The 26727-nt window shown below is 69.0% G+C and carries 28 protein-coding genes; 12 read left to right on the forward strand and 16 right to left on the reverse strand.

Annotated features, from left to right (window positions below):
- Nucleotides 1-3: 3 nt before the first annotated feature.
- Complete coding sequence (locus FBZ83_RS25305; protein WP_145689461.1) at nucleotides 4-483, reverse strand: VOC family protein; 480 nt, start codon at nucleotides 481-483, stop codon at nucleotides 4-6.
- A gap of 99 nt (nucleotides 484-582) precedes the next feature.
- Here FBZ83_RS25305 and FBZ83_RS25310 point away from each other — a divergent pair, with 99 nt between their 5' ends.
- Nucleotides 583-771: a hypothetical protein gene (locus FBZ83_RS25310; protein ID WP_145689462.1), complete on the forward strand. Its 189-nt coding sequence runs from the start codon at nucleotides 583-585 to the stop codon at nucleotides 769-771.
- 22 nt (nucleotides 772-793) lie between these two features.
- On the opposite strand, the gene FBZ83_RS25315 is transcribed toward FBZ83_RS25310, so the two are convergent.
- Entirely contained in the window at nucleotides 794-1468 is a 675-nt protein-coding gene (locus FBZ83_RS25315; protein ID WP_211111340.1) for a GntR family transcriptional regulator, read from the reverse strand.
- A 157-nt stretch (nucleotides 1469-1625) separates the two neighbouring features.
- On the opposite strand from FBZ83_RS25315, the gene FBZ83_RS25320 reads away from it, so the two are divergent.
- The 7 genes from FBZ83_RS25320 to FBZ83_RS25350 all read left to right on the forward strand — a co-directional run bounded on the left by FBZ83_RS25320 (nucleotide 1626) and on the right by FBZ83_RS25350 (nucleotide 10222).
- The gene (locus FBZ83_RS25320) at nucleotides 1626-2447 is read left to right on the forward strand and encodes an ABC transporter permease (protein WP_145689463.1); all 822 of its coding nucleotides are present in this window, start codon (nucleotides 1626-1628) and stop codon (nucleotides 2445-2447) included.
- A gap of 67 nt (nucleotides 2448-2514) precedes the next feature.
- Entirely contained in the window at nucleotides 2515-3519 is a 1005-nt protein-coding gene (locus tag FBZ83_RS25325) for an ABC transporter substrate-binding protein (protein WP_145689464.1), read from the forward strand.
- Between the two features lie 92 nt (nucleotides 3520-3611).
- Nucleotides 3612-4382: an ABC transporter ATP-binding protein gene (locus tag FBZ83_RS25330; protein WP_145689465.1), complete on the forward strand. Its 771-nt coding sequence runs from the start codon at nucleotides 3612-3614 to the stop codon at nucleotides 4380-4382.
- Nucleotides 4383-4417: 35 nt separating this feature from the next.
- Complete coding sequence (locus FBZ83_RS25335) at nucleotides 4418-5281, forward strand: alpha/beta hydrolase (RefSeq protein WP_145689466.1); 864 nt, start codon at nucleotides 4418-4420, stop codon at nucleotides 5279-5281.
- Nucleotides 5278-6264 carry an ornithine cyclodeaminase family protein gene (locus tag FBZ83_RS25340; protein ID WP_145689467.1) on the forward strand — a complete coding sequence of 329 codons (987 nt, stop codon included), beginning with the start codon at nucleotides 5278-5280 and terminating at the stop codon, nucleotides 6262-6264. Before FBZ83_RS25335 ends, FBZ83_RS25340 begins: the two co-directional genes overlap by 4 nt.
- Before the next feature lie 30 nt (nucleotides 6265-6294).
- Entirely contained in the window at nucleotides 6295-7989 is a 1695-nt protein-coding gene (locus tag FBZ83_RS25345) for a methyl-accepting chemotaxis protein (protein ID WP_145689468.1), read from the forward strand.
- A gap of 184 nt (nucleotides 7990-8173) precedes the next feature.
- Complete coding sequence (locus FBZ83_RS25350; protein ID WP_145689469.1) at nucleotides 8174-10222, forward strand: NAD(+) synthase; 2049 nt, start codon at nucleotides 8174-8176, stop codon at nucleotides 10220-10222.
- 3 nt (nucleotides 10223-10225) lie between these two features.
- Here FBZ83_RS25350 and FBZ83_RS25355 read toward each other — a convergent pair whose 3' ends face one another.
- From FBZ83_RS25355 to FBZ83_RS25365, 3 genes are all read right to left on the reverse strand, one after another.
- Nucleotides 10226-10729 (reverse strand): hypothetical protein, encoded by a 504-nt coding sequence (locus FBZ83_RS25355; protein WP_145689470.1) that lies wholly within the window; start codon nucleotides 10727-10729, stop codon nucleotides 10226-10228.
- On the reverse strand, nucleotides 10726-12219 hold the full coding sequence (locus FBZ83_RS25360) for a hypothetical protein (protein WP_145689471.1): 1494 nt from the start codon (nucleotides 12217-12219) through the stop codon (nucleotides 10726-10728). The genes FBZ83_RS25355 and FBZ83_RS25360 overlap by 4 nt, the downstream gene beginning before the upstream one ends.
- 144 nt (nucleotides 12220-12363) lie before the next feature.
- The gene (locus FBZ83_RS25365) at nucleotides 12364-13554 is read right to left on the reverse strand and encodes an OpgC family protein (RefSeq protein WP_145689472.1); all 1191 of its coding nucleotides are present in this window, start codon (nucleotides 13552-13554) and stop codon (nucleotides 12364-12366) included.
- A 181-nt stretch (nucleotides 13555-13735) separates the two neighbouring features.
- Here FBZ83_RS25365 and FBZ83_RS25370 point away from each other — a divergent pair, with 181 nt between their 5' ends.
- On the forward strand, nucleotides 13736-14491 hold the full coding sequence (locus FBZ83_RS25370) for an SGNH/GDSL hydrolase family protein (protein WP_145689473.1): 756 nt from the start codon (nucleotides 13736-13738) through the stop codon (nucleotides 14489-14491).
- A 171-nt stretch (nucleotides 14492-14662) separates the two neighbouring features.
- Here FBZ83_RS25370 and FBZ83_RS25375 read toward each other — a convergent pair whose 3' ends face one another.
- The 5 genes from FBZ83_RS25375 to FBZ83_RS25395 all read right to left on the reverse strand — a co-directional run bounded on the left by FBZ83_RS25375 (nucleotide 14663) and on the right by FBZ83_RS25395 (nucleotide 18327).
- Nucleotides 14663-15397 (reverse strand): amino acid ABC transporter ATP-binding protein, encoded by a 735-nt coding sequence (locus FBZ83_RS25375; RefSeq protein ID WP_014197879.1) that lies wholly within the window; start codon nucleotides 15395-15397, stop codon nucleotides 14663-14665.
- The gene (locus FBZ83_RS25380) at nucleotides 15375-16034 is read right to left on the reverse strand and encodes an amino acid ABC transporter permease (protein WP_145689474.1); all 660 of its coding nucleotides are present in this window, start codon (nucleotides 16032-16034) and stop codon (nucleotides 15375-15377) included. The genes FBZ83_RS25375 and FBZ83_RS25380 overlap by 23 nt, the downstream gene beginning before the upstream one ends.
- Complete coding sequence (locus tag FBZ83_RS25385; protein ID WP_145689475.1) at nucleotides 16031-16702, reverse strand: amino acid ABC transporter permease; 672 nt, start codon at nucleotides 16700-16702, stop codon at nucleotides 16031-16033. Before FBZ83_RS25385 ends, FBZ83_RS25380 begins: the two co-directional genes overlap by 4 nt.
- Before the next feature lie 79 nt (nucleotides 16703-16781).
- Nucleotides 16782-17573 (reverse strand): transporter substrate-binding domain-containing protein, encoded by a 792-nt coding sequence (locus FBZ83_RS25390; protein ID WP_145689476.1) that lies wholly within the window; start codon nucleotides 17571-17573, stop codon nucleotides 16782-16784.
- A 61-nt stretch (nucleotides 17574-17634) separates the two neighbouring features.
- Nucleotides 17635-18327, reverse strand: coding sequence for a GntR family transcriptional regulator (locus FBZ83_RS25395; protein ID WP_145689477.1), 693 nt, complete (start codon nucleotides 18325-18327; stop codon nucleotides 17635-17637).
- Nucleotides 18328-18594: 267 nt separating this feature from the next.
- Between FBZ83_RS25395 and FBZ83_RS25405 the strand changes: the two genes are divergently transcribed.
- Genes FBZ83_RS25405 through FBZ83_RS25415 form a run of 3 tightly spaced genes read left to right on the forward strand, consistent with a single transcriptional unit; the run spans nucleotide 18595 to nucleotide 21155 of the window.
- Nucleotides 18595-19386, forward strand: coding sequence for an SDR family NAD(P)-dependent oxidoreductase (locus tag FBZ83_RS25405; protein WP_145689478.1), 792 nt, complete (start codon nucleotides 18595-18597; stop codon nucleotides 19384-19386).
- A gap of 48 nt (nucleotides 19387-19434) precedes the next feature.
- On the forward strand, nucleotides 19435-20607 hold the full coding sequence (locus FBZ83_RS25410; RefSeq protein ID WP_145689479.1) for a zinc-dependent alcohol dehydrogenase: 1173 nt from the start codon (nucleotides 19435-19437) through the stop codon (nucleotides 20605-20607).
- 14 nt (nucleotides 20608-20621) lie between these two features.
- On the forward strand, nucleotides 20622-21155 hold the full coding sequence (locus tag FBZ83_RS25415) for a cyclase dehydrase (protein WP_145689480.1): 534 nt from the start codon (nucleotides 20622-20624) through the stop codon (nucleotides 21153-21155).
- Nucleotides 21156-21285: 130 nt separating this feature from the next.
- Here the strand turns inward: FBZ83_RS25415 and FBZ83_RS25425 are convergent, their stop codons facing one another.
- The 6 genes from FBZ83_RS25425 to FBZ83_RS25450 form a co-directional block, all read right to left on the reverse strand.
- The gene (locus tag FBZ83_RS25425) at nucleotides 21286-21489 is read right to left on the reverse strand and encodes a YbdD/YjiX family protein (protein ID WP_014197888.1); all 204 of its coding nucleotides are present in this window, start codon (nucleotides 21487-21489) and stop codon (nucleotides 21286-21288) included.
- A gap of 66 nt (nucleotides 21490-21555) precedes the next feature.
- Nucleotides 21556-23622 carry a carbon starvation CstA family protein gene (locus FBZ83_RS25430; protein WP_145689482.1) on the reverse strand — a complete coding sequence of 689 codons (2067 nt, stop codon included), beginning with the start codon at nucleotides 23620-23622 and terminating at the stop codon, nucleotides 21556-21558.
- Nucleotides 23623-23766: 144 nt separating this feature from the next.
- Complete coding sequence (locus FBZ83_RS25435) at nucleotides 23767-24054, reverse strand: DUF3325 domain-containing protein (protein ID WP_145689484.1); 288 nt, start codon at nucleotides 24052-24054, stop codon at nucleotides 23767-23769.
- A gap of 2 nt (nucleotides 24055-24056) precedes the next feature.
- The gene (locus tag FBZ83_RS25440; protein ID WP_247888464.1) at nucleotides 24057-25679 is read right to left on the reverse strand and encodes a PepSY-associated TM helix domain-containing protein; all 1623 of its coding nucleotides are present in this window, start codon (nucleotides 25677-25679) and stop codon (nucleotides 24057-24059) included.
- Nucleotides 25680-25692: 13 nt separating this feature from the next.
- A complete protein-coding gene (locus FBZ83_RS25445; protein ID WP_145689486.1) occupies nucleotides 25693-25974 on the reverse strand; it encodes a DUF3649 domain-containing protein in 282 nt (93 codons plus the stop codon).
- Nucleotides 25971-26711 (reverse strand): DUF4198 domain-containing protein, encoded by a 741-nt coding sequence (locus FBZ83_RS25450; protein ID WP_145689487.1) that lies wholly within the window; start codon nucleotides 26709-26711, stop codon nucleotides 25971-25973. Before FBZ83_RS25450 ends, FBZ83_RS25445 begins: the two co-directional genes overlap by 4 nt.
- Nucleotides 26712-26727 lie beyond the last annotated feature (16 nt).

The following is a 26727-nucleotide window of genomic DNA, read 5'->3' on the forward strand; positions in this document are numbered from 1 at the left end:
TCGTCAGCCGCGCCGCGCGGCCTCGATCGCGGCGATGTCGATCTTCGTCATGCCCATCATCGCTTCGAAGGCGCGCCGCGCTTCCTCGCCGCCGGCCGCCAGCGCCTCGGTCAGCACGCGCGGCGTGATCTGCCAGGAGACGCCCCAGCGGTCCTTGCACCAGCCGCAGGCGCTTTCCTGCCCGCCGTTTCCGACGATGGCGTTCCAGTAGCGGTCGGTCTCCTCCTGATCGTCGGTGGCGATCTGGAACGAGAAGGCTTCGGTGTGCTGGAACGTCGGCCCGCCGTTGAGGCCGAGGCAGGGAATGCCGGCGACGGTGAACTGAACCGTCAGCACGTCGCCCGCCTTGCCGGACGGATAGTCGGCGGGCGCGCGGTGAACGGCCCCCACCGAACTGTCGGGAAAGACCGTGGCGTAAAAACGGGCCGCGGCCTCCGCGTCCGTATCGTACCAGAGGCAGATGGTGTTTTTGGCGGTCGTCATGGCGTGTCCCTTCCCTGTCGGAGCGTTGCCGATGCGCGTGAGGATACGCCCCCGCCCTTGTTGACGGGAAGGTTGCAATCCCTTTTGCAGAGGTGGCCCATGAGCGACCCGAAGACGCCGGACGACGCCGGCGTGCATCCCCCGCGCAGCTACGACCCCGACAGCCAGAAACCGGCCAGCGATCGCCCCAATGATCGGGACGAGGCCGCGCCCGGCACGCCGGGAACCGGCGAAAACATCGACCCCAGGACCGGCGAGACCTTCACCGAGGGCATCGGCGGCGCCTGATTTCCGCCGTCGCCGCCCGCCTTTATCGTCCGGCGGCTAAAGCCTGCATGGTCACGCGGGCGGCGCTGGCGATGTGCTCGTCGTAGAGCTGGCGCGTGCGCGCTGTGTCGCGGGCGGTCATCGCCTCGAAGATCTCGCGAATTTCGCGGATCGTGTTGGGCAGCCGCCCCGGCTCGGCCAGCGACACCCCGCGCAGCAGCTGGATGCGGTTGTGCAGCGCCTTGAGGATCTGCGCCATCGTCGGGTTGCCGCAGCCGGCGATCAGCGTGTCGTAGAACATGGTCTTCGCCGTGCGGATGCGCGACGGCACGCCTTCCGCCGCCGCCGCTTCGAAGGCCGCCATGGCGTCGGCGAGGATTGCCCACTGTTCCGGGCTGGCCTGGGCGATGAACTCCGCCGCCGCCAGACTCTCCAGCGCCCCGCGCACCTGATAGATCTGCCGCACGTCCTCCGCCGTCAGGGTCACCACCTCCAGCCCGCGCTGGGGCACGTTGTGGACCAGCCCCTCCGCCTCCAGCTGGCGCAGGGCCTCCCGCAGGATCGGACGGCTGACCTGCAACGTCTCGCACAACTCGCGCTCGACCAGCCGGTCGCCGGGGGAATAGCGCCCGTCGGCGATGGCCGCGCGCAACAGGTCGATCACCTGCTGGCGCAGGGGAGCGGCGACGCGGACAATATTTATCGGCAAATTTGACATAAAATTTCTCTTCTTGTCAGACAGTATGACGATCTGCTTGCGCCACACTACCACCTTCGATTAGCATACGTATCAACGACGATCCAAGGTGGCGGCCCAGAGGGCCAAACGCCACACCCACCACACCATACCATCACCTCGCACACAGGAGGCAGGCGTGCAGCGGAGTGCACAAGCGAGCGCCGATTCAAAAAGCGCCGGCGAGCCTGAGGCGGCGTCCGATCCCAACCGGCAGAGGCGCCGCGAACGGCTGCTCCAACTGGGCACGCTGGTCCTGCTGCTCGCCGTCTGGGAATTCGCGGCGCGCGACGCCAACAAGCTGCTGGTCGCGGTGCCCAGCGACATCGCCATCGCGACCTGGGAGCTGCTGCTGAACGGCGAGCTGTTCTGGGCGACCATCGACAGCATGTCGACCTTCGTCCTGGGCTTCGTCATCGCGTCGATCATCGGCATCGTCGTCGGCTTCGCGATGGGCACGAACCGCACGGTGGAGGTGATCCTCGATCCCTACATCAACGCGCTCTACGCCATGCCGCTGGTGGCGCTGATCCCCATCCTGATGCTGTGGGTGGGCATCGGCTTCCTCGCCAAGATCACGATCATCATCCTGTTCGCGGTCTTCCCGGTGATCATCAACACGGTCACCGGCGTGAAGAACGTCGACCGGCATTATCTGGACATCGGCAAGGCCTTCATGGCCTCGCGGTTCATGGTCTACCGCCAGATCATCGCGCCCTACGCCCTGCCCTACGTGGCGAGCGGCCTGCGCATCGCGCTCGGCCGCGGCATCATCGCGATGATCGTGGCGGAGTTCCTGACCTCCATCTCCGGCCTCGGCGGCCTGATCATCAACTACACCAACGCGTTCGAGACGGCCAAGGCCTTCGCCCCGGTCCTGGTGGTGGCCCTGCTCGCCAACGCGCTGACGGTTCTCGTTCAAAAGGTCGAAGAGCGTTTCGGCCGCTGGCGCCGCCGCTGAGCGGCCCGCCTCCCCCCACACCCCACGCGCCCCACACCACACCGGATTTGAGGAAGGAAGAGGGATCATGAGCATGATGTCCCGTTCGCTGAAGGCCGCCCTGCTGGCGGGTGCCGTCTCCGTGGCGATGAGCACCGCCGCGCTCGCCGCCGACGCGCTGAAGATCGGCATGCCGGCCAAGATGTTCCTGAACCTCGTCGAGTTCGTCGCGCAGGATCAGGGCTTCTACGAGAAGAACGGCCTGACGGTGGAGCTGGTGCACATCGCCGACAGCTCCATCCCCGTGCGCTCGCTGATCGCCGGGGAGCTGGACGTCAGCCAGGCCGGCATGTCGGAGACGCTGGCGGCGGCCGACAAGGGCGGCACGCTGAAGACCATCGGCGGCGTCCACACCGGCCTGCATTACGCCTTCTACGCCAACGCCGCGTCGGGCGTGAAGGATGTGACCGACCTGCCGGGCAAGAAGGTGGGCATCTCCTCCCCCGGCTCGCTGCCGCACGTCGTCATCACCGCCCTGATGCGCCAGGCCGGCATGAGCGAGGACCAGATCAAGTCGGTCCAGTGGGTCTCGCTGAAGGGCTCCTCGGCCCGCATCAACGGCATCCTGACCGGCACCATCGACGCGACCGTCTCCAACTACGACCCGAAGGCCGCGCACGACAAGAACGCCAAGGTGCTGTTCGTCGTCTCCAAGAAGCTGCCGAACTACGTGATGACCCCCTGGGACGTCAACGACGCGACCATCGCCAAGAAGCGCGACGTGCTGAAGCGCTTCGTCAAGGCGGAGCTGGAGGCGACCCGCTGGATCTTCGACAACGAGAAGGGCGCGCTGGACGTCGCGAAGAAGCACTTCGACTACAACGACGAGCAGCTCGCCGAGTTCTACGAGTTCTACAAGGTCGGCGGCATCTGGAACCCGAACGGCACCGTCACCGCCGATCAGGCCAAGTACATGCAGGAGCTGAACGTCGAAGGCGGTCTGCAGAAGGCCGTCCACCCGGCCGAGAAGGTGCTGGACACCAGCATCGTCCAGGAGGTGCTGGCGGAGATCGGCAGCTACAAGCAGCCGTAATCCTCCCGTCGGGGCCGGCGTCGCACCGCCGGCCCCTCCCCCGCTTTGCCCCATTCCGCCCGCCGTCCCGCTTCAAGACCCGGTGCCGTCCCATGCCCAAGCTGTCCGTCCGCAACCTGACCAAGCGCTTCCCGGTGTCCGGAGGGCCGTCGATGACGGCGCTCGACGGCGTGGACCTGGACGTGGAGGAGGGTGAGTTCATCGCCTTCGTCGGGCCCAGCGGCTGCGGCAAGACCACGCTGCTGCGCATCATCCAGGGGCTGGAGACGGCGACCAGCGGCGAGATCCGCATCGACGGCAAGCCGGTCACCGGCCCCGGCCACGACCGCGGCTTCGTCTTCCAGCAATACGGCCTACTGCCCTGGCTGACCGCCGCCCAGAACATCGGCTTCGCGCTTGAGGCCAAGGGCATCCCGCCGAACCGCCAGGGCGAGACGACGGAGCGCGTGCTCGCCACCGTCGGGCTGAAGGGCTTCGGCGACCGCTTCCCGCACCAGCTCTCCGGCGGCATGCAGCAGCGCGTCGGCATCGCCCGCGCCCTGGCGATCGAGCCGGAGATCATGCTGCTGGACGAGCCGTTCGGCGCGCTCGACGCGCTGACCCGCGAGATTTTGCAGAACGAAATGCTCGGCCTGACCGAGCGCATGGGCAAGACGATCCTCTTCGTCACCCACAGCGTGGACGAGGCCGTCTGCCTCGCCGACCGGGTGGTGGTCATGTCGCCCCGCCCCGGCCGCATCCGCGAGATCGTGCCCATCGACATCCCGCGCCCGCGCGCCAGCCTGGGCGAGGCGCTGCGCGACACGCCGGAATACGTCGCCAAGCGGCACCAGCTGTGGAACCAGCTGATGGACCTCGTCTGAGCGCCCCCCTTCTCCGGAACCCAGGAGGTCCCATCGTGTCAGTCATCCCCGACGATCACGAGTGGCAGTACAACCCCCGCCATTCCGTCCCCGACTTCGCCCGCCACGCCGAGCGCGCCGCCGCGCTGAGCCGCGCCGCCCGGGAACGGAACGCCGGACGGTACGATATCGCCTATGGCGACAGCCCTCTGTCCACGCTCGACGTGTTTCCGGCGGCAACGCCCGGCGCCCCGCTGCACGTCTTCCTGCACGGCGGCTATTGGCGCGGGCGGGACAAGGCCGACTACAGCTACGTCGCCGACGCGCTGGTGCCGCGCGGGGTGACGACCGTGGTCATGAACTATGACCTGTGCCCGGCGGCGACCCTGCCGGAGATCGCCCGGCGCACCCGCGAGGGACTGCGCTGGATCCACCGCAACGCCGCGGCGCTCGGCGGCGATCCCGACCGTCTCACCGTGTCGGGCCATTCCGCCGGGGCGCATCTGATCGCCATGGCCCTTGCCGACGACGCCGGGGCCGACGACGCCGGGGCGGACCGGCTGGAGGATGGCGCCATCAAGGCCGCCGTCCTGATCAGCGGCATCTACGAACTGGCGCCGGTGCTGGGCATCACCGTCAATGAGACCATCGGGCTGCGCCCGGAGATGGTCGACGGGGTCAGCCCGATGCGCCACCCGCCGTCCACCGCCACGGCCCTGACGGTCGTCGTCGGTTCGGCGGAGACGCCCGCCTGGATCGCCCAGTCGCGCGACTTCGCCACGCTGTGCCGGGGCCGCGGCTCGCGCTGCTCCTATCACACGCTGGCCGGGGAGGATCACTTCTCGATCATGGCACGGATGGAAAGGCCGGACGACGCGCTGTCGCGGCTGGTGCTGGATGCGGCTGGAGCAAAAGAATGATCGTCATCGATGAAACCGCCGCCCGCCGTCTGGTGTCCCCCGCCGACGCCATCGACGCCATGGACATGGCCTTCCGCGAAGTCTCCCGCGGGCAGGCGCGCAACTTCCCGGTGGTCCGCGAACGGCTGCTGCCGGGGCCGGACGTCTACGGCATCAAGGCCGGCGGCGACCTTGCCATTGGGCTGCTCGGGCTGAAGATCGGCGGCTACTGGACGGGCAACCGCGCCCGCGGCCTGACCAACCACCAGTCCACCACCGTACTGACCGACCCGGAGACCGGTTGCCCGACAGCACTGGTCAGCTCCAACCACCTGACCGGGCTGCGCACCGCCGCCGCCTGCGCCATCGGCATCCGCGAGTTGGCCCGGCCCAACGCCCGGGTGCTCGCCCTGATCGGCACCGGCGGGCAGGCGGCGCACCATCTGGAGGCGGCGCTTCTGGTGCGCCGCTTCGACCGCATCCTGGTGGCCAACCGCGACCGCGCGCGGGCCGAGGAACTGGCGGCCTCCTTCGCCGGACCGGTCCCTGTCGAGGTGGTGGACGCCGAGACGGCGGCGCGGAGCGCCGACGTGCTCATCACCCTGACCACGGCGCGCGAGCCGGTGGTCCAGGCCGGCTGGGTCCGCCCCGGAACGCACCTCTGCGCCATGGGCGCCGACACCGCCGGCAAGCAGGAGCTGGACCCGATGATCCTGCTCGGCGCCTCCGTCTGGGTGGACGACTGGGCGCAGGCCTCCACGCTCGGTGAATGCCAGCACGCGCTGGCTCTCGGGCTGGCCCGCGAGTCCATCCGCGGCACGCTGTGCGACGTGCTGGAGGGCAAGGCGCCCCGCCGCGCCGACGCGGACGAGATCACCGTCTTCGATTCCACCGGCATGGGCATCCAGGATCTGGCGATCGCCGCCTGGGCCGTCCGCGCCGCCGACAGCGACGCCGGGGCAAAAGCCGGCCCCACCATCCACCGCATCGATTTAGCGCGTTAACACCCAAACTGGGCGCCGCCCGAGGCCGACATGCAGTTGAAGAATGTGCGCATCGCCGGGAAGATTCTCGGCATCGTCGTGGTGCTGGGCACCGTTTCGGTGTCCACCGCCCTGGTCAGCGGCTATGGCCTCGCCACGCTCGGCGGGGAATTGAACCGGGTCGAGGAGGCGGGCCGCGAGGCAACGCAGGGCGCCCGGCTGAACCGCTATCTGGTCGAGCTGAGCCGCGCCGAGTACCAGATGGGCGCCAACCCGGCCAGCGTCGCCACCATCGAGGCCGTCGTCGCCGACCGCAAGGCCGAGGTCCGCGCCCATCTGGACCACGCCCGCACCGCCGCCGACGCGCAGCAGCGCCCGCTGCTCGACGGCATCGAAAGCAAATACGCCGCCTACGTCAGCAGCCTGGACGACACGGTGGCGGCGGCGAAGAAGCACGCCGACATGGGCATCACCTACGCCCGGCGCGAGGTGCTGAACAACGTCTCCGGCAGCCAGGAGTTGGTCGAGGGCCTGATCCAGTCGGTCCAGGATTACAACGGCCTCACCGTCGCCAAGACGGCGCGGATCTCCGAGGAGGCGGAGGCGCTCGCGGACCGGACCACCTGGCTGATCGCCGCGGTCGCCCTGCTCGGCATCCTCGCCAGCGGACTGATCGGGCGCTGGCTGTCGGCGCGCGGCATCGTCGGCCCCATCGTCGAAGCGGTGTCCTGCCTGCGCCGTCTGGCCGGCGGCGACCTGGCGGTGGTCATCACCGGCGCCGACCGCCGCGACGAGGTCGGCGACATCGCACGGGCGCTCGCCGTCTTCAAGGACAACGCGCTCGACCGCCAGCGCATCCAGGACGAGCAGGAGGCCGAGGCCCGGCATAAGCTCGACCGCGCCGAGGCGGTCAGCGCCACCATCCTGCGCTTCGACCGCGAGGTCGGCGAGGCCCTGCACGTCATGAAGGACGCCGCCGCCGCGCTGGAGGCCACCGCCAATTCCCTGTCCGCCGGGGCGGAGCAGGCGTCGGAGCGCATGACCGTCGTGGGTGCGGCCGCCGAACAGACCGCCGCCAACGTCCAGACGGTCGCCGCCGCGACGGAGGAGATGACCTCCACCGTTCAGGAGGTGTCGCGCCAGATGAACGAGGCGCGCGGCTTCGCCGACGAGGCGACGCGGCAGGCCCAGCAGGCCCAGCAGCGGGTCGGCGCCCTGACCGAGTCCGGCCAGCGCATCAACGAGGTGATCGACCTCATCCAGGGCATCGCCAGCCAGACCAACCTGCTGGCGCTGAACGCGACCATCGAGGCCGCCCGCGCCGGGGAGGCCGGCAAGGGCTTCGCCGTGGTGGCGAGCGAGGTCAAGCAGCTCGCCAACCAGACGGCGCAGGCGACCGACGAGATCCGCAGCCAGGTCGGCGCCATGCAGGAGACCATCGGCGGTGCGGTGTCGGCCATCCAGACCATCGCCACGGTCATCTTCCGCCTGAACGAGATGGCCACCGCCGTCGCTGCCGCCGTCGAGCAGCAGGGGGCCGCCACCGCCGAGATCGGCCGCAACGCCGTCCAGGCGGCGCAGGGCACGGCGGAGGTGACGGGGACCATCGGCACGCTGCGCGTCGCCTCGGAATCGACCGCCGCCGGGTCGGCGCAGGTCCTGCAATCCGCCCGCGAGGTGGCCGGCCGCGCCGTGGCCCTCAAAGGCAGCGTCGACGCCTTCATCGCCGAGGTGAAGACCGCCTGATCCCTCCCCCAATCCATCGTCCATAACCAATCGGCCAGATCAATGGGTTGAGCGGCGCGCCGGCAACCGCCAGAATGCGGCGGGCGAGACGACCGGCGGCCTCCGCCGGTTTCTCTCTTGCGTGCATTACCGCAGGACCGGTTGGGAGAGGATCACGATGACGGTTGACGGCGCGGCTCGGACCATGAGCTTTGGATCACTCTATCGCCATGGGATGGCCCGGGTCGCCGCCTGCACGACGCCCTGCACGATCGCCGACCCCATGGCGAACGCAGCGGCGGTGCTGGACAGCGTGCGGGAGTGCGACGAGCAGGCGGTCGCGGTCGCTCTGTTCCCCGAACTGGCGCTGTCCGGCTACGCCATCGACGACCTGTTCCTTCAGGACTGCCTGCTCGACGCCGTGGAGAAGGCCGTTACCCACCTCGTGGAGCAGTCACGCGACCTGATGCCGCTGATCCTCGTCGGCGCGCCGCTGCGCCACGCCGGCCGCGTCTACAACACGGCGGTCGCCGTGCATCGCGGCCGGCTGCTGGGCGTGGTGCCGAAAATCCATCTTCCCAACTACCGGGAATTCTACGAGCGCCGCCATTTCGCCTCCGGCGCGGGCACCGAGGGCGGCACGATCCGCATCGGCGCCCAAGACGGCGCCCTCAGCGCCCCCTTCGGCCCCGACCTGCTGTTCCAGGCGGAGGACCTGGACGGTCTGGTCGTCCACGCCGAGGTCTGCGAGGATCTCTGGGTCGCCGTCCCGCCCAGCTCCGAAGCCGCGCTGGCCGGGGCGACGGTTCTGGCAAACCTCTCGGCCAGCAACATCACCATCGGCAAGGCGGAGACGCGCCGCCTGCTCTGCAAGTCGCAATCGGCGCGCTGCATCGCCGCCTATCTCTACTCCTCCGCCGGCGCCGGGGAGTCGACCACCGATCTGGCCTGGGACGGGCAGGCGTCGATCTTCGAAAACGGCGAGACGCTGGTCGAGACCGAGCGCTTTCCCAAGGGCGCCCAGATGGCCGTCGCCGACGTCGACCTCGACGTGCTGCGCCAGGAACGGCTGCGCATGGGCACCTTCGACGACAACCGCCGCTCGCACGGGACGGCCTTCCGGCGGGTCGCCTTCCGCGTCGATCCGCCCGGCGGGGACCTCGGGCTGCGCCGCAACGTGCCGCGCTTCCCCTTCGTCCCGGCGGCGCGGGAGCGGCTGGAACTCGACTGCTACGAGGCCTACAACATCCAGGTCGCCGGGCTGGTCCAGCGGCTGCGGGCGACGGGCATGCCGCGCATCGTGATCGGCGTGTCGGGCGGGCTGGATTCCACCCACGCCCTGATCGTCGCCGCCCGCGCCATGGACCTGCTCGACCGGCCGCGCACCGACATCCTCGCCTTCACGATGCCGGGCTTCGGCACCAGCGACAAGACCAAGGGCAACGCGCTGCGCCTGATGAGCGCACTCGGCGTGTCGCACCACGAACTCGACATCCGTCCCGCCGCCAACCAGATGCTCAAGGACATGGACCACCCCTTCGCCCGCGGCGAGGCGGTGTACGACGTGACCTTCGAGAACGTCCAGGCGGGTCTGCGCACCGACTACCTGTTCCGCCTCGCCAACCAGCGGGGCGGCATCGTGCTGGGCACCGGCGACCTGTCGGAACTGGCGCTCGGCTGGTGCACCTACGGCGTCGGCGACCAGATGGCCCATTACAACGTCAATTCGGGCGTCCCGAAGTCGCTGATCCAGCATCTGATCCGCTGGGTCATCGGCTCGCGCCAATTTCCGGACGAGGTGCTGGGCACGCTGGGCGACATCCTGTCCACCGAGATTTCGCCCGAACTGGTCCCCGCCGGCAGCGACCGCGCCCTGCAGAGTTCGGAAGCCGTCGTCGGCCCCTACGAGCTTCAGGATTTCCACCTGTTCTACACGCTGCGCTACGGGCTGCGCCCGTCGAAGATCGCCTTCCTCGCCCTGCACGCCTGGGCCGACCCGGCGCGCGGCGACTGGCCGGCGGGCTATCCGGTGGAGAAGCGCAGCGCCTACACGCTGGCCGAAATCCATTCCTGGCTGCGCGTCTTCATCCAGCGCTTCTTCGGCTTCAGCCAGTTCAAGCGCTCGGCCATGCCGAACGGGCCGAAGGTGACGGCGGGCGGCTCGCTGTCGCCGCGCGGCGACTGGCGCGCGCCGTCCGACGGCAACGCCCGCATCTGGCTGGAGGAGCTGGAGCGCGAGGTTCCCAAGGAGTAACCGCTACCCCGCCGAGCCGGTCCGTTCGTTCATCACCAGCCGGCCGGCCGGCCAGGAGCGGACCAGCCCGGCGGCGCGCAGTTCCGGCAGGGCGCGGGCAACCGCGTCGTGCGACAAGCCCGTCGCCTCGACCAGCGCCGGCCCCGACTTCGCCCCAGCCGCCAAGGCGCGCAGCACCGCCGCGGTCGGCGCTTCGGCCTGGGTGAGCGCCGCCTCGCTACGGGCGGGCCGGTTCGCCCGGCCGGCGGCGACCAGCGCGGCGATGGCGCGGAGTTGCCCAAGACGATGCATCGCCTCGGGGCGGCAGTCCTCGCGCAGGGCCAGCGCCGTGTGGCAGCGGGCGATCTCCCGCGCCAGGGCCGCGAGATCAGCCGCACGGTCCTGCACGAGGCACAGAGCCACCTCTTCCGCCAGGGTGTCCAGGTCCGCGTCGGCCTCGTCCCAGCGGCCGGCCGCGACGGCGTCGAGGACGTCGTCGGCCAGGGCCCGATACGCCTCCCCGCTCATGGACAGCCCTCCGTGTTCAGTTCCGGCCAGTTTTGCGGTTCCCAACGCGCCGCAACCCAGCCGGGCTCCGGCGCGTCGATGGGAAGCGACAGCCGGCGGATGCGCGACTTCTGCGCCGGGTCGGCGCGCGGCTGGAAGAACAGCGCCACCCCGCAATCGGTGATGCGCTTGTCTTCCTCCCCGTCGGCGTCGCAGACGCGGTTGAAGCGGTGCGAGAAGGCCATGCTGTTCGCCACCACCACCCGGCACGACCCGGCGCGCGAGGACTCGTCGCCGGCCTGGGCCTGCCACCGCTCCTCCGTCAGGCCGGCGTCCATCACCGGGGTGACGATCCAGTCCAGCAGCTTGGCCCGGCACAGCCACGCCGCCGGCTTCTCGCGCCCGAGATCCTCGCAGATCATCACCGCCAGCCGGCCCATGTTGGGCAGCTCGACGATGGTGACGCCGTCCCCCGGCGCGATGAACTCCTTCGCCGCGTCGAGCAGCCGCCCGTCCGGGCCGCGCACGTCGTAGGAGCGGCACTGGTCGGCATCAAGGTCCCAGCAGTGCAGCTTGGTCTGGCGGACAATCTCGGCCCCCGTCCGGTCGAGCAGGACCGCCGTGCTGCGCGGCTTGGCATCCCCCTCCCCGTCCTGCCGGACCCCGACGAGGACGTAGCGGATCGGACCGTCCACCGCGTGACGCCGCACCGCCGCCTGGATGGCGCCGAGCGTCGCGGGACCGGCGGTCACCTCGGGAAAGACGATAAGGGCCGCGCCTTCTGCGGCCAGAGCGTCGATGGCCGACACCGCGCGGGCGCCGAGATCGCCGGGAACGGCGGCGTACCAGTCCGCGCCGTCCTTGGCAAAGGTCCGCAGGGCGAGGTCGTCCTCGGCCAGCGCGAGCGGAACGACGCCGACGATGGGCGCCCAGTCGGGATCGCTGGGGCACTGGTCGGCGACCTCGGCGATGCGATGGAAGGCCAGCGAAACGGGCCTCTCGCCCTCCTCGCCGTGGGGGCACTCCGCCGCGAGGGTCGGTGGAAGCAGAAGCAGGGTGTGGAACAAGTCGGCCACGTCGAAGGACTCGCGCAGGGGCGTGACCTCCCGGATGTTCACCGAGCGGTCGAACAGGCCGGGCCGCAGGATGAGCTGACCCTCGGCAACGTCGCCGTTGAAGCGCCCGTGCCGTTTGTACCATTGCCGCGCCCGCAGATGGCCATCGGACAGCGCGCTTTGCGTCAGGAAGCGCGAGGCCAGCAGCGCGAACCATTGGTCGATGGCCTGGGCCGCCAGCACACACCGGTCCAGCGGCCTCCCCTCGCCGGACGTATCGACCCAAGACTTGAGCGCATCGGCGCCATCGTCAGCCTCCAACAGCGCCATCAGCCGGCGCAGCACACCGCCCGCATCGTCCGGTGCGAATTCCAGGCACAGCGCGGCGCGTTCGGTCTCCTTCGGGTCTCGATCCAGTTGGTGCCGCAGCGCAACGAACAGATCAGCCAGATGCATGCCTTCAACCACGCGAAGCGATGGATTTGAGCGGACGCCATCGGCATTTCCCTTTCCCCAGAGGGGAGAGGGCTAAGTCACCTCAAGCGCCCACATCCGTCCTGTTGAACAGCACGGCGGCGGCTTGGTTTCGCCGTTACGTTGTCAGGTGATGGCGCGCCGGACCTCCGCGCGCCGCGGCGCCGGAACGGCGACGCGCCCATGCAGCCACGCCGGAAGCGCCAGACTGGCGACCGCCAGGACCGTGATGGCCGTCTTGCCCAGCACGCCCACCGGCCGCACCGCCTCGTCGATCAGCACGATCCCGTAGGCGAGCACGACATGGTACGCGTAGACCTGCAACGAATGGCCGCCGAGATAGCGCAGGAAGCGCAACAGGAAGAGCCGTTGCAGGGCCTGCCCCGCCCAGCGCGCGGCGGGGGACGCGGCATCGACGCCGGCGGACAGCAGCCACGTCACCAGGAAGGCCAGCGCCGCGAAGTTCACCAGGAAGATCAGGCTGAACTCGGTGCGGTCGTGCAGGCTCCAGAAGCGCGCCGCCATTGCCTCCGGAACGAGGTCGAAGGTGAAGGCCAGCCGCCACGCCATGAAGGCGAGCACGACCCACAGCGCGACCCGGGCGAGCAGGTTGCGGTCGGGAGACAGCCAGGGGCGCAGGTCGATCCGCTCCGCCGCCATCAGCGTGCCGATCACCAGCCCGGTCACGAACACGATCTGCCACGCCAGCGGGTTGAAGTGCCCGCGCAGTTCGAAGCCTGGAATGACCGAGCCGGCCAGCGCCTCCAGCGAGGCGGCCAGCGGCAGATGCAGGCCGAACTGCACCGCCGCCCACAGGGCGAAGCTCCCCGCGATGACCTCCCCGCCCTTGCCCGCGAGCGTCAGGCGGATCAGCAGCGGCGACGCCGCGAGGTACAGCATGTACTGCGGCAGGATGTCCATCAGCGCCGGCTGGTGCAGCAGGAGCAGGACCGCCGGCAGCGCCGGGCCGAGCGCGCTGCCCAGTTGCGACTCCCAGCCGCTGCGCGCGCCGGGGATCAGCAGCGCCATCGCGACGACGGCGGCGAAGACCGCCACTGTGTACAGGTAGAGCTGCCAGACGCGGGCGCGCAGGCGCTTCCCGGCCTCCTCGTCCCGCCCGGCAGCGTAGAGGCGGCCGTAATAGAGCCCGACGATCAGCCCGGAGATGAGGATGAAGCCCTGCGCGTCCTCGACGAAGGCGAGTTGGTTGTGATTGACCAGGGCAACCGGGTTTCCGCCGTCGAACCAGATGTGGTTCACCAGCATGAACACGAGGAAATAGCCGCGCAGGCCATCCAGAAGATGGTGCCTGGTCATAACGCGTCCCCCACCTATTCGTCCGTATTCCGAATACAGACGAGCCCGGCAAAGCATCCCTTTTGACGAGGAACGAAATGGGGTTAGCCGCCCCCTCGCTTAGCGATGCATTAACCATGATCGCCTGACCATGGCTCCTGGACAGCGTGCCTCGACGAGGCGAACCAGGGGAGCGTGGCTCATGACGGGACGGGTGCTTGGCGGACTGATGGCCGCTTGGGTGTTGTGGAGCGGTGCCGCCGCCGCGTCGGCGCTGTGCCCGGTCCCGCCCGGCGCGGATTCCGCCGCCACCGGACTGGTGCACAGCCGGGCCGCCCTGGCTGCCGGGCACCCGCTGACGGTCGTCGCCATGGGGTCGTCCAGCACGGAAGGCGTCGGGGCCACCACCATCACCGCCACCTACCCCGCCCAGCTCGACGCCATTCTGGAGCAGCGTCACGCCACCTCGGCCATCCAGGTCCTGAACAAGGGCATCGGTGGCGAGACGGCGGGGGCCAACCTCGTCCGCTTCGACAAGGACGTGCTGGCCGCCAAGCCGGACCTCGTGGTCTGGCAGGTCGGGACCAACGACAGCTTCCAGAAGGTGCCGCTCGACGCCTTCGCCGCCACTCTGCGCGACGGCATCGCCCGCATCCGCAAGACCGGCGCCGACGTCATCCTAATGAACCCGCAGTCCTTCCCCGGCGAGGCCAAGGTCGAGTCCTACCCCGCCTACGCGTCGACCGTGGTGGCGCTCGGCCGCGAACTCGACGTGCCGGTGCTCGACCGCTACCGCATCATGGCGTGGTGGCTGGAGAGCCGGCACTTCGCCGCCGATCAGGTGCTGAGCACCGATGGCCTGCACCTGAAGGATCTCAGCTACCGCTGTCTGGCGGAGTTCGTCGCTGACATGATCGACACCCCGCGGGTGGTGAGCGAGAAAACCGCGGCGCGCTGAGCGTCTCCAAACATCCCTCTCCCGCCCCGGGAGAGGGTGCCCGCGAAGCGGGCGGGTGAGGGTCGCGCGAGGATCAAGACACCAATCCTCGGCAGTACCCTCACCCTTCCCACGCCTGCAGCGCGGGCCCCTTCCCTCTCCCGGGACGGGAGAGGGACTATCGTTTCCCAATCAGACCACCAGTTGCGCGCCGAGGAACTGCCGGAGTTCCGGGGTGCGGGGGTTGCCGAAGACCTCCTCGGGCGGGCCGATCTCGTGCACGCGGCCCTGGTGCATGAAGACGACCCGGTCGCAGACCTCGCGGGCGAAGCGCATCTCGTGGGTCACCATCATCAGCGTCATGCCGTCGGCGGCCAGTTCCTTCACCACCGCCAGCACCTCGTTCACCAGCTCCGGATCGAGGGCGGAGGTGATCTCGTCGCACAGCAGGGCCATCGGCTGCATCGACAGCGCCCGAGCGATGGCGACCCGCTGCTGCTGCCCGCCGGAGAGCTGGTCCGGGTAGGCGTCGAACTTGTGGCCCAAGCCCACCCGCTCCAGCATGCGGCGGGCCATCGCCTCCGCCTCGCGCGCTGGCGTCTTCTTGACGACCATCTGCGACAGCATGACGTTGCGCCCCGCCGACAGGTGCGGGAACAGGTTGAACTGCTGGAAGATCATGCCGACCTTCAGCCGCAGCGCCTTCAGGTGGAGGTCGTCGTTGATGAGCTGGGCGCCGGCCACCATGATCGAGCCGTCGTCAATCATCTCCAGCCCGTTGACGCAGCGCAAAAGCGTGCTCTTGCCCGAACCGCTCTTGCCGATGATGGCGACGACCTCGCCGCGCTCGACGTCCAGATTGATCCCCTTCAGGACTTCGACGTCGCCGAAGCGCTTCTTCACCTCAGTGATTGCGATGAGCGACATTGAGCTTCCTTTCCAGAATCTGGCTGCTCTTGGACAGGGGCCAGCACAGCGCGAAGTAGATCAGGGCGACCAGCCCGTAGACGGTGAAGGGTTCGAAGGTCGCGTTGGTGACGACCGTGCCGGCCTTGGACAGCTCCACGAAGCCGATGATCGAGGTCAGCGCCGTGCCCTTCACCACCTGCACGGAGAAGCCGACGGTGGGCGGGACGGCGACCCGCACCGCCTGGGGCAGGATCACGTAGCGCATCTGCTGGACGTAGCCCATGCCGAGGCTGGCCGACGCCTCCCACTGGCCGCGGGCGACCGATTCCACGCAGCCGCGCCAGATCTCCACCAGGAAGGCCGCCGTCCACAGGATCAGCGCCAGCCCGGCGGCCAGCCAGGCCGGGACGTCGATGCCGAACAAGCCGAGCCCGAAGAAGGCGAGGAAGAGCTGCATCAGCAGCGGCGTGCCCTGGAACAGCTCGACATAGCCCTGGACGAAGATTTGCCCGGCCCGCGCCTTGCCGATGCGCAGGTAGAGCAGCGCCATCCCCAAAAGCCCGCCGCCGATGAAGGAGACCAGCGAGAGAAGGACCGTCCAGCGCGCCGCCAGCAGCAGGTTGCGCAGGATGTCCCACAGGGTGAAGGTCATCATCGCGCGGCCCTCCGCGGGAACAGCATCCGCCCGACGCCGCGCAGCGCCTGCCGCAGGGCCAGCGCCAGCAGCAGATAGAGGCCGGTGGTCAGGAAATAGCTCTCGAAGGCGCGGAAGGTCCGCGACTGGATGAAGTTGGCGGCGAAGGTGATGTCCTCCGCCGCGATCTGCGACACCACCGACGAGCCGAGCATGACGATGACGATCTGCGACGACAGCGCCGGCCAGATCCGTTGCAGCGCCGGGATCAGGACGACGTGGCGGAAGGTCTCGAACCGCGTCATGGCGAGGCTGGCCCCGGCCTCGAACTGGCCGCGCGGGGTGGCCTCGATGCCGGCGCGGATGATCTCGCCGCTGTAGGCGCCGAGGTTGATGACCATAGCCAGGACCGCCGCCTGGAACTCGGTCATCTGCACGCCGAGCGACGGCAGGCCGAAGAAGATGAAGAACAGCTGGATCAGGAAGGGCGTGTTGCGGATCAGCTCGACGTAGGCGACGACCGGCGGCCGCAGCCAGCGCGGCCCGAGCGACCGCGTCCAGGCGCAGGCGATGCCCAGCGCCACCCCGAACAGCGTGCCGATCAGGGTCAGTTCGACCGTCGTCACCAGCCCCTTCAGGATGACGGGCCAGTATTCGGCGATCCACGAATAATCGAAGCGGTAGGTCATGCGGCCCTCCGGTCAGCCCCCCGTGCGCCGGGCCGCCGTGGCGGCCGAAGCCACCCGCGGCGCCCCGGCCTTATCGTCTTCAGAGGTCCTTCGGCAGGTCGGCGGACAGCCACTTCTGCGCGATGGCGTTCAGCGAGCCGTCGGCCTTGGCCGCCGCCAGGATGCCGTTCAGCTTCTCCAGCAGGGCCGGCTGCTCCTTGCTCAAGCCGATGTAGCAGGGGGAGTTCTTGATGAGGAACTTCAGCTCCGGCCGCTTCGGCGGGTTGCGGGCGAGGATCGCCGCCGCCACGACGTTGCCGGACGCCACCACCTCGACCTGACCGGACAGGAAGGCGGAGATGGTGCCGTTGTTGTCCTCGTAGCGCTTGATGACCGCGTCGGCCGGGGCGATCTTGGTCAGCTCCAGATCCTCGATGGCGCCGCGGGTCACGCCGACGGTCTTGCCGGCCAGATCCTCCGGCTTCGCGGCGGTGACGCCGGCCGGGGCGAAGACGCCGTTGAAGAAGGGCGCGTAGGCGTCGGTGAAGTCGATGACCTTCTCGCGCTCGGCGTTCTTGCCGAGGCTGGAGATGACCAGATCGACCTTGTTGGTCTGCAGGAAGGGGATGCGGTTGGCGCTGGTCACCGGCACCAGCTCCACCTTCACGCCCATCTTGGCGCCGATCAGCTTCGCCACGTCGATGTCGTAGCCGAGCGGGGCCATGTCCGGACCGACCGAGCCGAAGGGCGGGAAGTCCTGCGGGACGGCGACGCGCAGCGTGCCGCGCTTCGTGATGTCCTGCAGGGCGTCGGCCCGCGCGGCGGGGGCCTGGGCGATGGACAGGCCGGCGACGGCGGCGACGGCCAGGGCGAGCAGGGTCCTGCGCTTCATGTCTCTAACTCCTTTTTGGCTGGATGAGCCGGTTCTGGATGGAATGGGTTGCGTGAAAGGGTCAGGCGGGGGCGCCGGGCGAGAGGATCTCGCGCAGGCCGGCCAGGGGATCGGGGGCGGCGGCGAGGTCGAGTCCGTCCTCGACGCGCCGGATGTGCTCGTCCATCAGCCGCGCCGCCCCGGCGTAGTCGCCGTCGGCCAGCAGCGTCACGATGCCGGCATGGTCGTCGCTGGACGCCGCGGCGTCCTGGTCGGACTGGTAGAGCATCGAGACCAGCGTCGTGCGCGCGGTCAGGTCGCGCAGGATGTCGGTCAGGAAGGGGTTGCCGAAGGCGTGGGCGAGGTGGATGTGGAAGTCGCCGAGCAGGCAGGTGCGCGAGCCGACATGGCCGGTGTGCAGCGCCTCGCGCTCTTCCTCGACATGGGCGCGCAGGTGGGCGACGGCGTCGCCGCGCAACGTGTGCTCCGGAAGCGTGTGCAGATCGCGCAGCATCCCGGTCTCGATCACCCGGCGCGCCTGGAAGGCGGCCCGCGCCTCCGTCGCCGAGGGCTCGACGACGAACCAGCCGCGCCGGGCGCTGACATGGACGATGCCGCGCGTCTCCAGCCGCATCATCGCCTCGCGCACGCGGGTGCGGGATACGCCGTAGACCTCGGCCAGCTTCGCCTCGCCCAGCCGGGTGCCGGGCCGCAGCCGGCCGCCCAGGATGGCGGAGATCACGCTGTCTTCGATGCTGTCGGGAGGCTGGGTCATCAGGCTGCTGCACCAATCTTGTATACAAGACTGTTGAGCAAGCAGCGTGCCAACCGGAAAAGCGCGGAAACGCTGAGGCCCGACCCTTGTCGCGATCAAAAATTGGGCATGATGCCGACCTGATTAAGCCTTATGCACTCTTCTGCGGCATCGCCTCGTTGCGCTTGCCCCGGATGGTGGAGGACGGCGGCGGAAAAGGCGGAACCAACGGCCGCCATCTTCAGTTGGGCTGAGGGACTCTCCCGCTTCGCAAAGAGGACCGTTCCCATGGCTCGTGCAGCCACCCATTCCCTTGCCATCGTCACCGGGGCGTCCACCGGCATCGGGCTCGAACTCGCCAAGGAATGCGCCCGGAACGGCTTCGACCTCCTGATTGCCGCCGACGATCCGGCCATCGAGGACGCCGCCAAGGAGTTGCGCGCGCTCGGCGTCACGGTGGAGACGGTTCAGGCGGACCTCGCCACCCTCGACGGCGTCGACACGCTCTGCGCGGCGGTGAAGGGCCGGCCGGTCGACGCACTGCTCGCCAACGCCGGCCACGGGCTGGGCCACGGCTTCCTCGATCAGGATTTCCAGGAGGCCCGGCACGTCATCGACACCAACATCACCGGCACGCTGTATTTGATCCAGAAGGTCGGCCGCGGCATGCGCGACCGCAAGCGGGGCCGCATCTTGATCACCGGCTCGATCGCCGGCTTCATGCCGGGCACCTATCAGGCGGTCTACAACGGCACCAAGGCCTTCATCGATTCCTTCTCCTTCGCGCTGCGCCACGAGATCAAGGACTCCGGGGTGACGGTCACCTGCCTGATGCCCGGCGCCACCGACACCGAGTTCTTCGAGCGCGCCGGCATGGAGGACACCAAGATCGGCCAGGGCAAGAAGGACGACCCGGCGATGGTCGCCAAGGTCGGCTTCGACGCGATGATGCGCGGCGACGGCGACGTGGTGGCCGGCTGGAAGAACAAGCTGCAGACCGCCATGGCCGCCGTGACGCCGTCCGGCGTGCTGGCCGAGCAGCACCGCAAGCAGGCCGAGCCCGGTTCCGGCCATCACTGATCGATACCCGCCCGGCCCCCTTCCACCACCCCTACGGAGGAGCTTCCCATGAAAGCCCTGGTCTGGCACGGCACCGCGGACATCCGTTACGACACCGTCCCCGACCCGGAGATCGAGCAGCCCCGCGACGCCATCGTCAAGGTCACGTCCTGCGCCATCTGCGGTTCGGATCTGCACCTCTACGACCACTTCATGCCCGGCATGGAAAAGGGCGACATCATGGGCCACGAGTTCATGGGCGAGGTCGTCGACGTCGGGGCCGAGGCCAAGAGCGCCCTGAAGGTCGGCGACCGCGTGGTCGTTCCCTTCACCATCTGGTGCGGCGAGTGCGACCAGTGCCGCCGCGGCAACTATTCGGTCTGCGAGCGCTCCAACCGCAACAAGGCGATGGCCGACAAGCTGTTCGGCCACACCACCGCCGGGCTGTTCGGCTACACCCACCTGACCGGCGGTTATGCGGGCGGACAGGCGGAGTATGTGCGCGTCCCCTTCGCCGACCGCACCCATGTGAAGATCCCGGACGGGCTGACCGACGAGCAGGTGCTGTTCCTCGGCGACATCTTCCCCACCGGCTGGCAGGCCGCGGCGCAGTGCGACATCCAGCCGACCGACACGTTGGCGATCTGGGGCTGCGGCCCGGTCGGGCAGATGACGATCCGCAGCGCCGTCCTGCTGGGCGCCAAGCAGGTCATCGCCATCGACCGCGTGCCCGAGCGCCTGTCCATGGCCAAGGCCGGCGGCGCCATCACCATCAATTTCGAGGAGGAGAGCGTCGTCGAGCGGCTGAACGAGCTGACCGGCGGCAAGGGTCCGGAGAAGTGCATCGACGCCGTCGGCATGGAGGCGCACGCCACCGCCACGCTCGACTCCATGTACGACCGCGCCAAGCAGGCGCTGGCCCTGGAATCCGACCGCGCCCATGTGCTGCGCGAGATGATGTATGTCTGCCGCCCCGCCGGCACGCTGTCGATACCCGGCGTCTATGGCGGGCTGATCGACAAGGTCCCCTTCGGCATGTCGATGAACAAGGGCCTGACCTGGCGCATGGGCCAGACCCACGTCAACCGCTGGACCGACGACCTGCTGCGCCGCATCCAGGAGGGTCAGATCGACCCGTCCTTCGTCATCACCCACACCGTGGGTCTGGCCGACGGGCCGGGCATGTACCAGACCTTCCGCGACAAGCAGGACGGCTGCATCAAGGTCGTGCTCAAGCCGTAACAGGGAGGGGTGTCATGGCGTATTACCGCAGGAATTCGTCCGCCGACCGGATGGCCCGTGGCTTGGGCTGGTTCAGCATCGGCCTGGGTGTGGCCGAACTGGTGGCCGGGCGCCGGATCGCCCGCTGGATGGGGATGGAGGAGCAGGCCGGGCTGATCCGCTCCTATGGTGCCCGCGAGGTGGCGACCGGCGTCGGCTTGCTGGCGATGGGCGACGCCCGCCCCTGGATGTGGGGGCGGGTCGCCGGGGACGCGCTGGACCTCGCCACGCTGGCGTCGGCGCACCACGACGGCAACCCGCGCCGGGAGAACGTCGCCACGGCGCTGGGCGCGGTCGCGGCGGTGACGGCGCTCGACGTGCTGTGCACGGCGATGCTGCACCGGGAGGAGGCAACGGCCTGGACGCCGCACCCCGACTACAGCGACCGCAGCGGCCTGCCGCGCCCGCCCGCCGCCATGCGCGGCGCTGCCAAGGACGCCCCGATCCCCGCCGACATGCGGACCCCGGACATACTGCGCTTCCAGCCGGCCGCGGCGGCTCCGCTATAGCCCTCGCCCCTCTGGGGAGAGGGTGGCCCGTAGGGCCGGGTGAGGGGGTTGCGCTTGTGCCAAACGGTCCAACCCGCGCAACCCCCTCACCCCAACCCTCTCCCCGGAGGGGAGAGGGGACAACACACCCTCAGCAACACCCTGCCTTGCCGGCGCCGTAACGGGCCTGCAGTCGGTTGTCGAGGAACTCGGTGTAGGTCATCGCCGGCTGGTCGGGGTGCCGGGTCCGCATGTGTTCCAGATAGGTGTCGTAGTCCGGCACCCCGATCATGAGCTTGGCCGTCTGCTCGAAGTAACCGCGGAACCGGCTGAGGTTGCTTTTCAAGCCGCTCATCCGTCGTCCTTTTCCAAGAGACCGTTCCCTCACTCCCGAAGGGGTGAGGGAACGGTGTGCTCCGATTCAATCCCCGGCCCGCGCGGTGGCTCCGCCCGTCGGGATTTCCCGTGTCGTCGGGCGGTCGCTGCGCAGCGCCTTCAGGCAGGACTGGATGCCGAAGAGCAGCACCGCCAGCACCACCAGAACGAACAGCGAGGCCAGGGCCGCGTCCAGGTAATCGTTGAAGATCACCTGCCGCATCTGCTCCATCGAGGTCGCCGGGGCGAGCAGCCGGCCCTCGTTGGCGGCGGTGCTGAAGCGCTCGGCGTGGGCGAGGAAGCCGATCGCCGGGTTGCTGTGGAAGACCTTCTGCACGCCCGCGGTCAGGGTGCAGATCAGCAGCCACGCCGCCGGCACCATGGTCACCCAGGCGTAGCGCTCCCGCTTCATCCGGAACAGCACCACCGTCGCCAGGATCAGCGCGATCCCCGCCAGCATCTGGTTGGAGATGCCAAACAGCGGCCAGAAGGTGTTGATGCCGCCCAGCGGATCGACCACCCCCTGGTAGAGGATGTAGCCCCAGGCGGCGACGCACAGGCCGGTGGCGATCAGGTTGCCGGCCCAGGACGCCGTGCGCTGCAGTGGCTTGAAGAAGACGCCCAGCAGGTCCTGCAGCATGAACCGCCCGGCGCGGGTTCCGGCGTCGACGGCGGTCAGGATGAACAGCGCCTCGAACAGGATGGCGAAATGGTACCAGAAGGCCATCATGCCCTTGCCGCCGAACAGCTCGGAGAAGATCTGCGCCATGCCGACCGCCAGCGTCGGCGCGCCGCCGGCCCGTGACAGGATGCTCACCTCGCCGACGTCCTGCGCCGTCCGGGTGATCATCTCCGGCGTGATGACGAAGCCCCAATTGTTGATGACCTGGGCCGCCGACTCCGCCGTGGTGCCGAGCAGCGCGGGCGGGCTGTTCATGGCGAAATAGATGCCCGGCTCGATGCAGGAGGCGGCGACCAGCGCCATGACGGCGACGAAGGACTCCGTCAGCATGCCGCCGTAGCCGATGAAGCGGGTGTGAAGCTCGTTCTCCACCATCTTCGGCGTGGTGCCCGACGAGATCAGGGCGTGGAAGCCCGACACCGCGCCGCAGGCGATGGTGATGAACAGGAAGGGGAACAGGCTGCCCGACCACACCGGCCCGGTGCCGTCGACGAAGCGGGTGACGCTGGGCATCTTCATCGGCGGCGCGACGAGCAGGATGCACAGCGCCAGCATCACGATGGTGCCGACCTTGAGGAAGGTCGACAGATAGTCGCGCGGCGCCAGCAGCAGCCACACCGGCAGCACCGACGCCACGAAGCCGTAGCCGATCAGGATCCAGGTGATCTGGATGCCGGTCAGCGTGAAGACCGGCGCCCACGTCTCGCTCTGCGCCACCTGTCCGCCGAGCAGGATGGCGGCGATCAGCAGGAAGAAGCCGACCACCGAGATCTCGCCGATCCGGCCGGGGCGCAGGAAGCGCATGTAGACGCCCATGAACAGGGCGATCGGCACGGTGGCGGCGACTGTGAAGAAGCCCCACGGGCTGTTGGTCAGCGCCTTGACCACGACCAGGGCCAGCACCGCCAGGATGATGACCATGATCATGAAGGTGCCGAACAGGGCGATGACGCCGGGGATGTCCCCCAGCTCGGCCTTGATCAACTCACCGAGCGACCGCCCGTCGCGGCGCATCGAGACGAACAGGATCATGAAGTCCTGGACCGCCCCGGCGACCACCACGCCGGCCAGGATCCACAGCATGCCCGGCAGATAGCCCATCTGGGCCGCCAGCACCGGGCCGACCAGCGGGCCGGCGCCGGCGATGGCCGCGAAATGGTGGCCGAACAGGACGTACTGGTTGGTCGGGACGTAGTCCAACCCGTCGTTGTGGCGCATCGCCGGTGTCGGGCGCGCCGGGTCCAGCCGCATGACGCGGGTTGCGATGAACAGGCTGTAGTAGCGGTAGGAGACCAGATAAGTACAGACGGCGGCCACGACCAGCCAGAGGGCGTTGATGGTCTCGCCGCGCGCCAGGGCGACGGTGCCGAGCGCGAAGGCGCCCAGCACGGCGAGGACCAGCCACGGCGCGTGATTGAGGATGCGGGGCATGCGTACTCCTCCCAAACGATTCGCAATCGTTGAAAAGCACGATGAACCTGATGAAAACGATGGAGAATCATCCTCTCATCACGCCCGAACGGGAAGAGCAAACTCGCCGGTCGCGACAAAATGGGTCAAAAATAAGGCGTACCCTCAATTTGAGCGGGCAGCCCGCCGTTGCCGGATGATGAGGGCGCCATGGACGACACCGGCGCCCAGGCTGGTGTGACCGCTGAACATGACGAGGCCAAGCCCCCAGCCCTGCCACGACACGAGGAGACCCAGCGCGCCCAGCAGGGAAACCGCCCCGCCGACGCGCAGGGCGAGCGTCGCGGGCGCCGGCAGGGGCCGTCCGAACAGGTCATGCTGCGGACGATCCATCGCGAAGGCCAGCGCGGCGAACCCCGTCAGGCACAGGATGAAGGAGGACAGGTGGATCATGGTCATCCCTCGCGGAGAACGGCGCCACCGGCCGGCTTGTTGACGGTTTTGCGGGCGGGCCGCGTCTTGGGCTGGTGGCGGAGGGTGCGGAGCGCCAGGACGGCGTGGAGCGCCGCCAGCGCCCAGCACATCAGGTCCATGCCGACGAACACCCAGTCGCCGTCGGCCAAGCTGCGCCAGAAAGGCCGCTGCGTGGTCGCGGCGTTGAGCATGGGCAGCAACGCCAGCAGCGCCGCGGCCAGCCACAGCTGCTCGACCCAGGCCTTCTTTGCCGGACGCAGCACGCCGTGCAGCAGAGTCAGCGCCCAGACGATGAAGAAGCTGTGGATTTCCCAGTTGGCGCGCTCCGCCAGGGTCTCCGGCAGCAGGCGGTTCGCCCACAGGAAGGCCGCCATGGCGACCGACAGGCCGGCGATGCTGGCGATGTTCAGCCGCTCCACGACGTGGAAGCCGACATGGGGCCGGGCCGGATCGGGCAGCTTCTGCCGGCGCTTCACCGTCCACATCACCAGACCGGTGCCCACCATGGCGGTGCCGGCGAGGCTGACCAGGAAATAGAGCCAGCGCGTCACCAAGTCGCTGAAGCGCCCCAGATGCAGGGCGTAGAGCACGCCGCGCGTCTCCGCCGCCGGCCCCACCCCTTCATGGACGGCCAGCAGCTTGCCGGTGGTCCCTTCGAATTCCAGATACTGCGGACTCATCGACACGCGTCCGCCGTCGCCGCGCGCCACCGCCACCCGCGCCGCCGCGTCGCCGGGATGCGTGGCGGTGACCCGCCCGACGCCGTCGCGGCCCCAGCGCTCCTGGGCGTGGCGCACCATGTCCTCGATCGAGGCGAGCGGCGCCTTTTCGCCGCTGGGCTTGCCCGGCTGGATGAAGGCGCTGAGTTCGGCGTTGAGCTGCTGGCGGTCCGCCGCGGTCTTGATCCCCGCCTGCTGGCCCCAGGGCATGTAGAGCGCCATCAGCGTCACCAGCCCGGTGTAGGTGATCATGGCGTGGAACGGCAGCCCGAACACCGACAGCGCGTTGTGCGCGTCGAGCCAGGAGCGCTGCCCCTTGCCCCAGCGGAAGGTGAAGAAATCGACGAAGATCTTCTTGTGGGTGATGACCCCGCTGACGATGGCCACCAGCATGAACATCGCTGCGACGCCGGCGATCCAGCGTCCCCACACCACCGGCATGTAATGGAACTGGAAATGGAAGCGATAGAAGAAGTCGCCGCCCAGCGTCGCGCGCGACGACACCGTCTGCCCGGTCGCCGGGTCGAAATTGCCCTCGCCAAAACCGCGCTGGCCGGGAGCCGCCCCGGCGGTGCGCCAGAAGGCGTAGACGCTGTTGTTGCGGGCGTCCGGCAGGCGCAGGCTCCATTGCGGACTGCCCGGCACCAGGGCGACCAGTTCGTCGGCCACCCGCTGGGCCACCACGGCCTGATCCGGAACCCCGCTCTGCGCCGGCAGCTCGGGGCGCATCCATTGCGACAGCTCGTCCTTGAAGTAGGACACCGTCCCGGTGAGGAACATCGCGTAGAGCACCCAGCCGAGAAGCAGCCCGACCCACGTGTGCAGGTCGGACATGCTCTGGCGAAGGCCACGGCCGTCGGGGCGCGCTTGTTGGTCCGTCGTCACGCTCGGCTCCCCATCACCAGACCGACCACGCCGCCAGCAACAGCGGCGCGGCCACGACAAGAAGGCCCGCCCAGGCGCGCAGCGCGCTGCGGACCGCGAAGACCCAGAGCACGGCGGCGGCGTAGACGAGGAAACTCGCCATCTCGCCGGTGAGCACCGCCTGCGGCGTGCTCATGGGAAGCGCCAGCACCGCCACGCTGGCGAGTGCCGCCAGCGCATAGCCGCCGAACAGGGCGGCGGCTATGCGCGAGACGAGCGGGCCAAACCTGCGGACCCGTCCGGCCACGGAGGTCATTTGTTGGGCGTCGCCGCCGGGCCGGCGGGGACAGGCGCGAGACCGTCGGGGTGGACGTAGGTCACCGTGGTGACATAGCTGACGCCGTCATATTTCTCGGCACCGTTGGCGCCCTGGCGCTCGCCGGGGGTGCGCTCGTTCAGGCTGACCTCGGCCACGTAGGTGCCCTTCCACGGCAGGTCGAAGGTGACCAGCCCCTGCTCGTCGCTGTGCTCCTCCTTGGCCCAGCCGGACTGGGTGACCAGCATCACCTTGGTCTTGGCCTTGGGCTGACCCTGGAAGACCAGCTTGAACTGGCCGGGCTTGCCGGTGGGCACCAGATCCAGCGTCAGCTTCGGCGCCTGCTCGGCGAAGCCGGTGATCAGGCGCGCGGCGGGGTGGAACCAGTTGGTGGTCTCCTTGTCGCCCTGCTTCCAGGTGTAGAGCGGGTAGAGCGTGTCCTCGGCGACGATGCTCTCGCCGTTGGCGGCCTTGAAGGGCAGCGCGAAGCCGTCGGCGGTCTTGGCGGCTTCGGCCTTCTGCTCGCCCTTGGCGGAGAGGAGGGTGGCGGCCGGCTTGCCGAACTTGTCGAGCAGGCCGGGCGAGACCTCGCGCAGGTTCTCGCCGAACTCCCCGAAGCGGATCGTGGCGTTGCCCTGCTCGGGCTGCTCGATCCAGATCTGGTGGGCTTGGGCGGGCATGGCGGCGGGCATGGCGAAGCCCAGCGCGGCGATGAGGGCGAGGGACAGTTTGTTCATGACGTCATCCAAAGGA

The organism is Azospirillum brasilense, from assembly GCF_007827815.1.
Classification (GTDB): Bacteria; Pseudomonadota; Alphaproteobacteria; order Azospirillales; family Azospirillaceae; genus Azospirillum; species Azospirillum brasilense_C.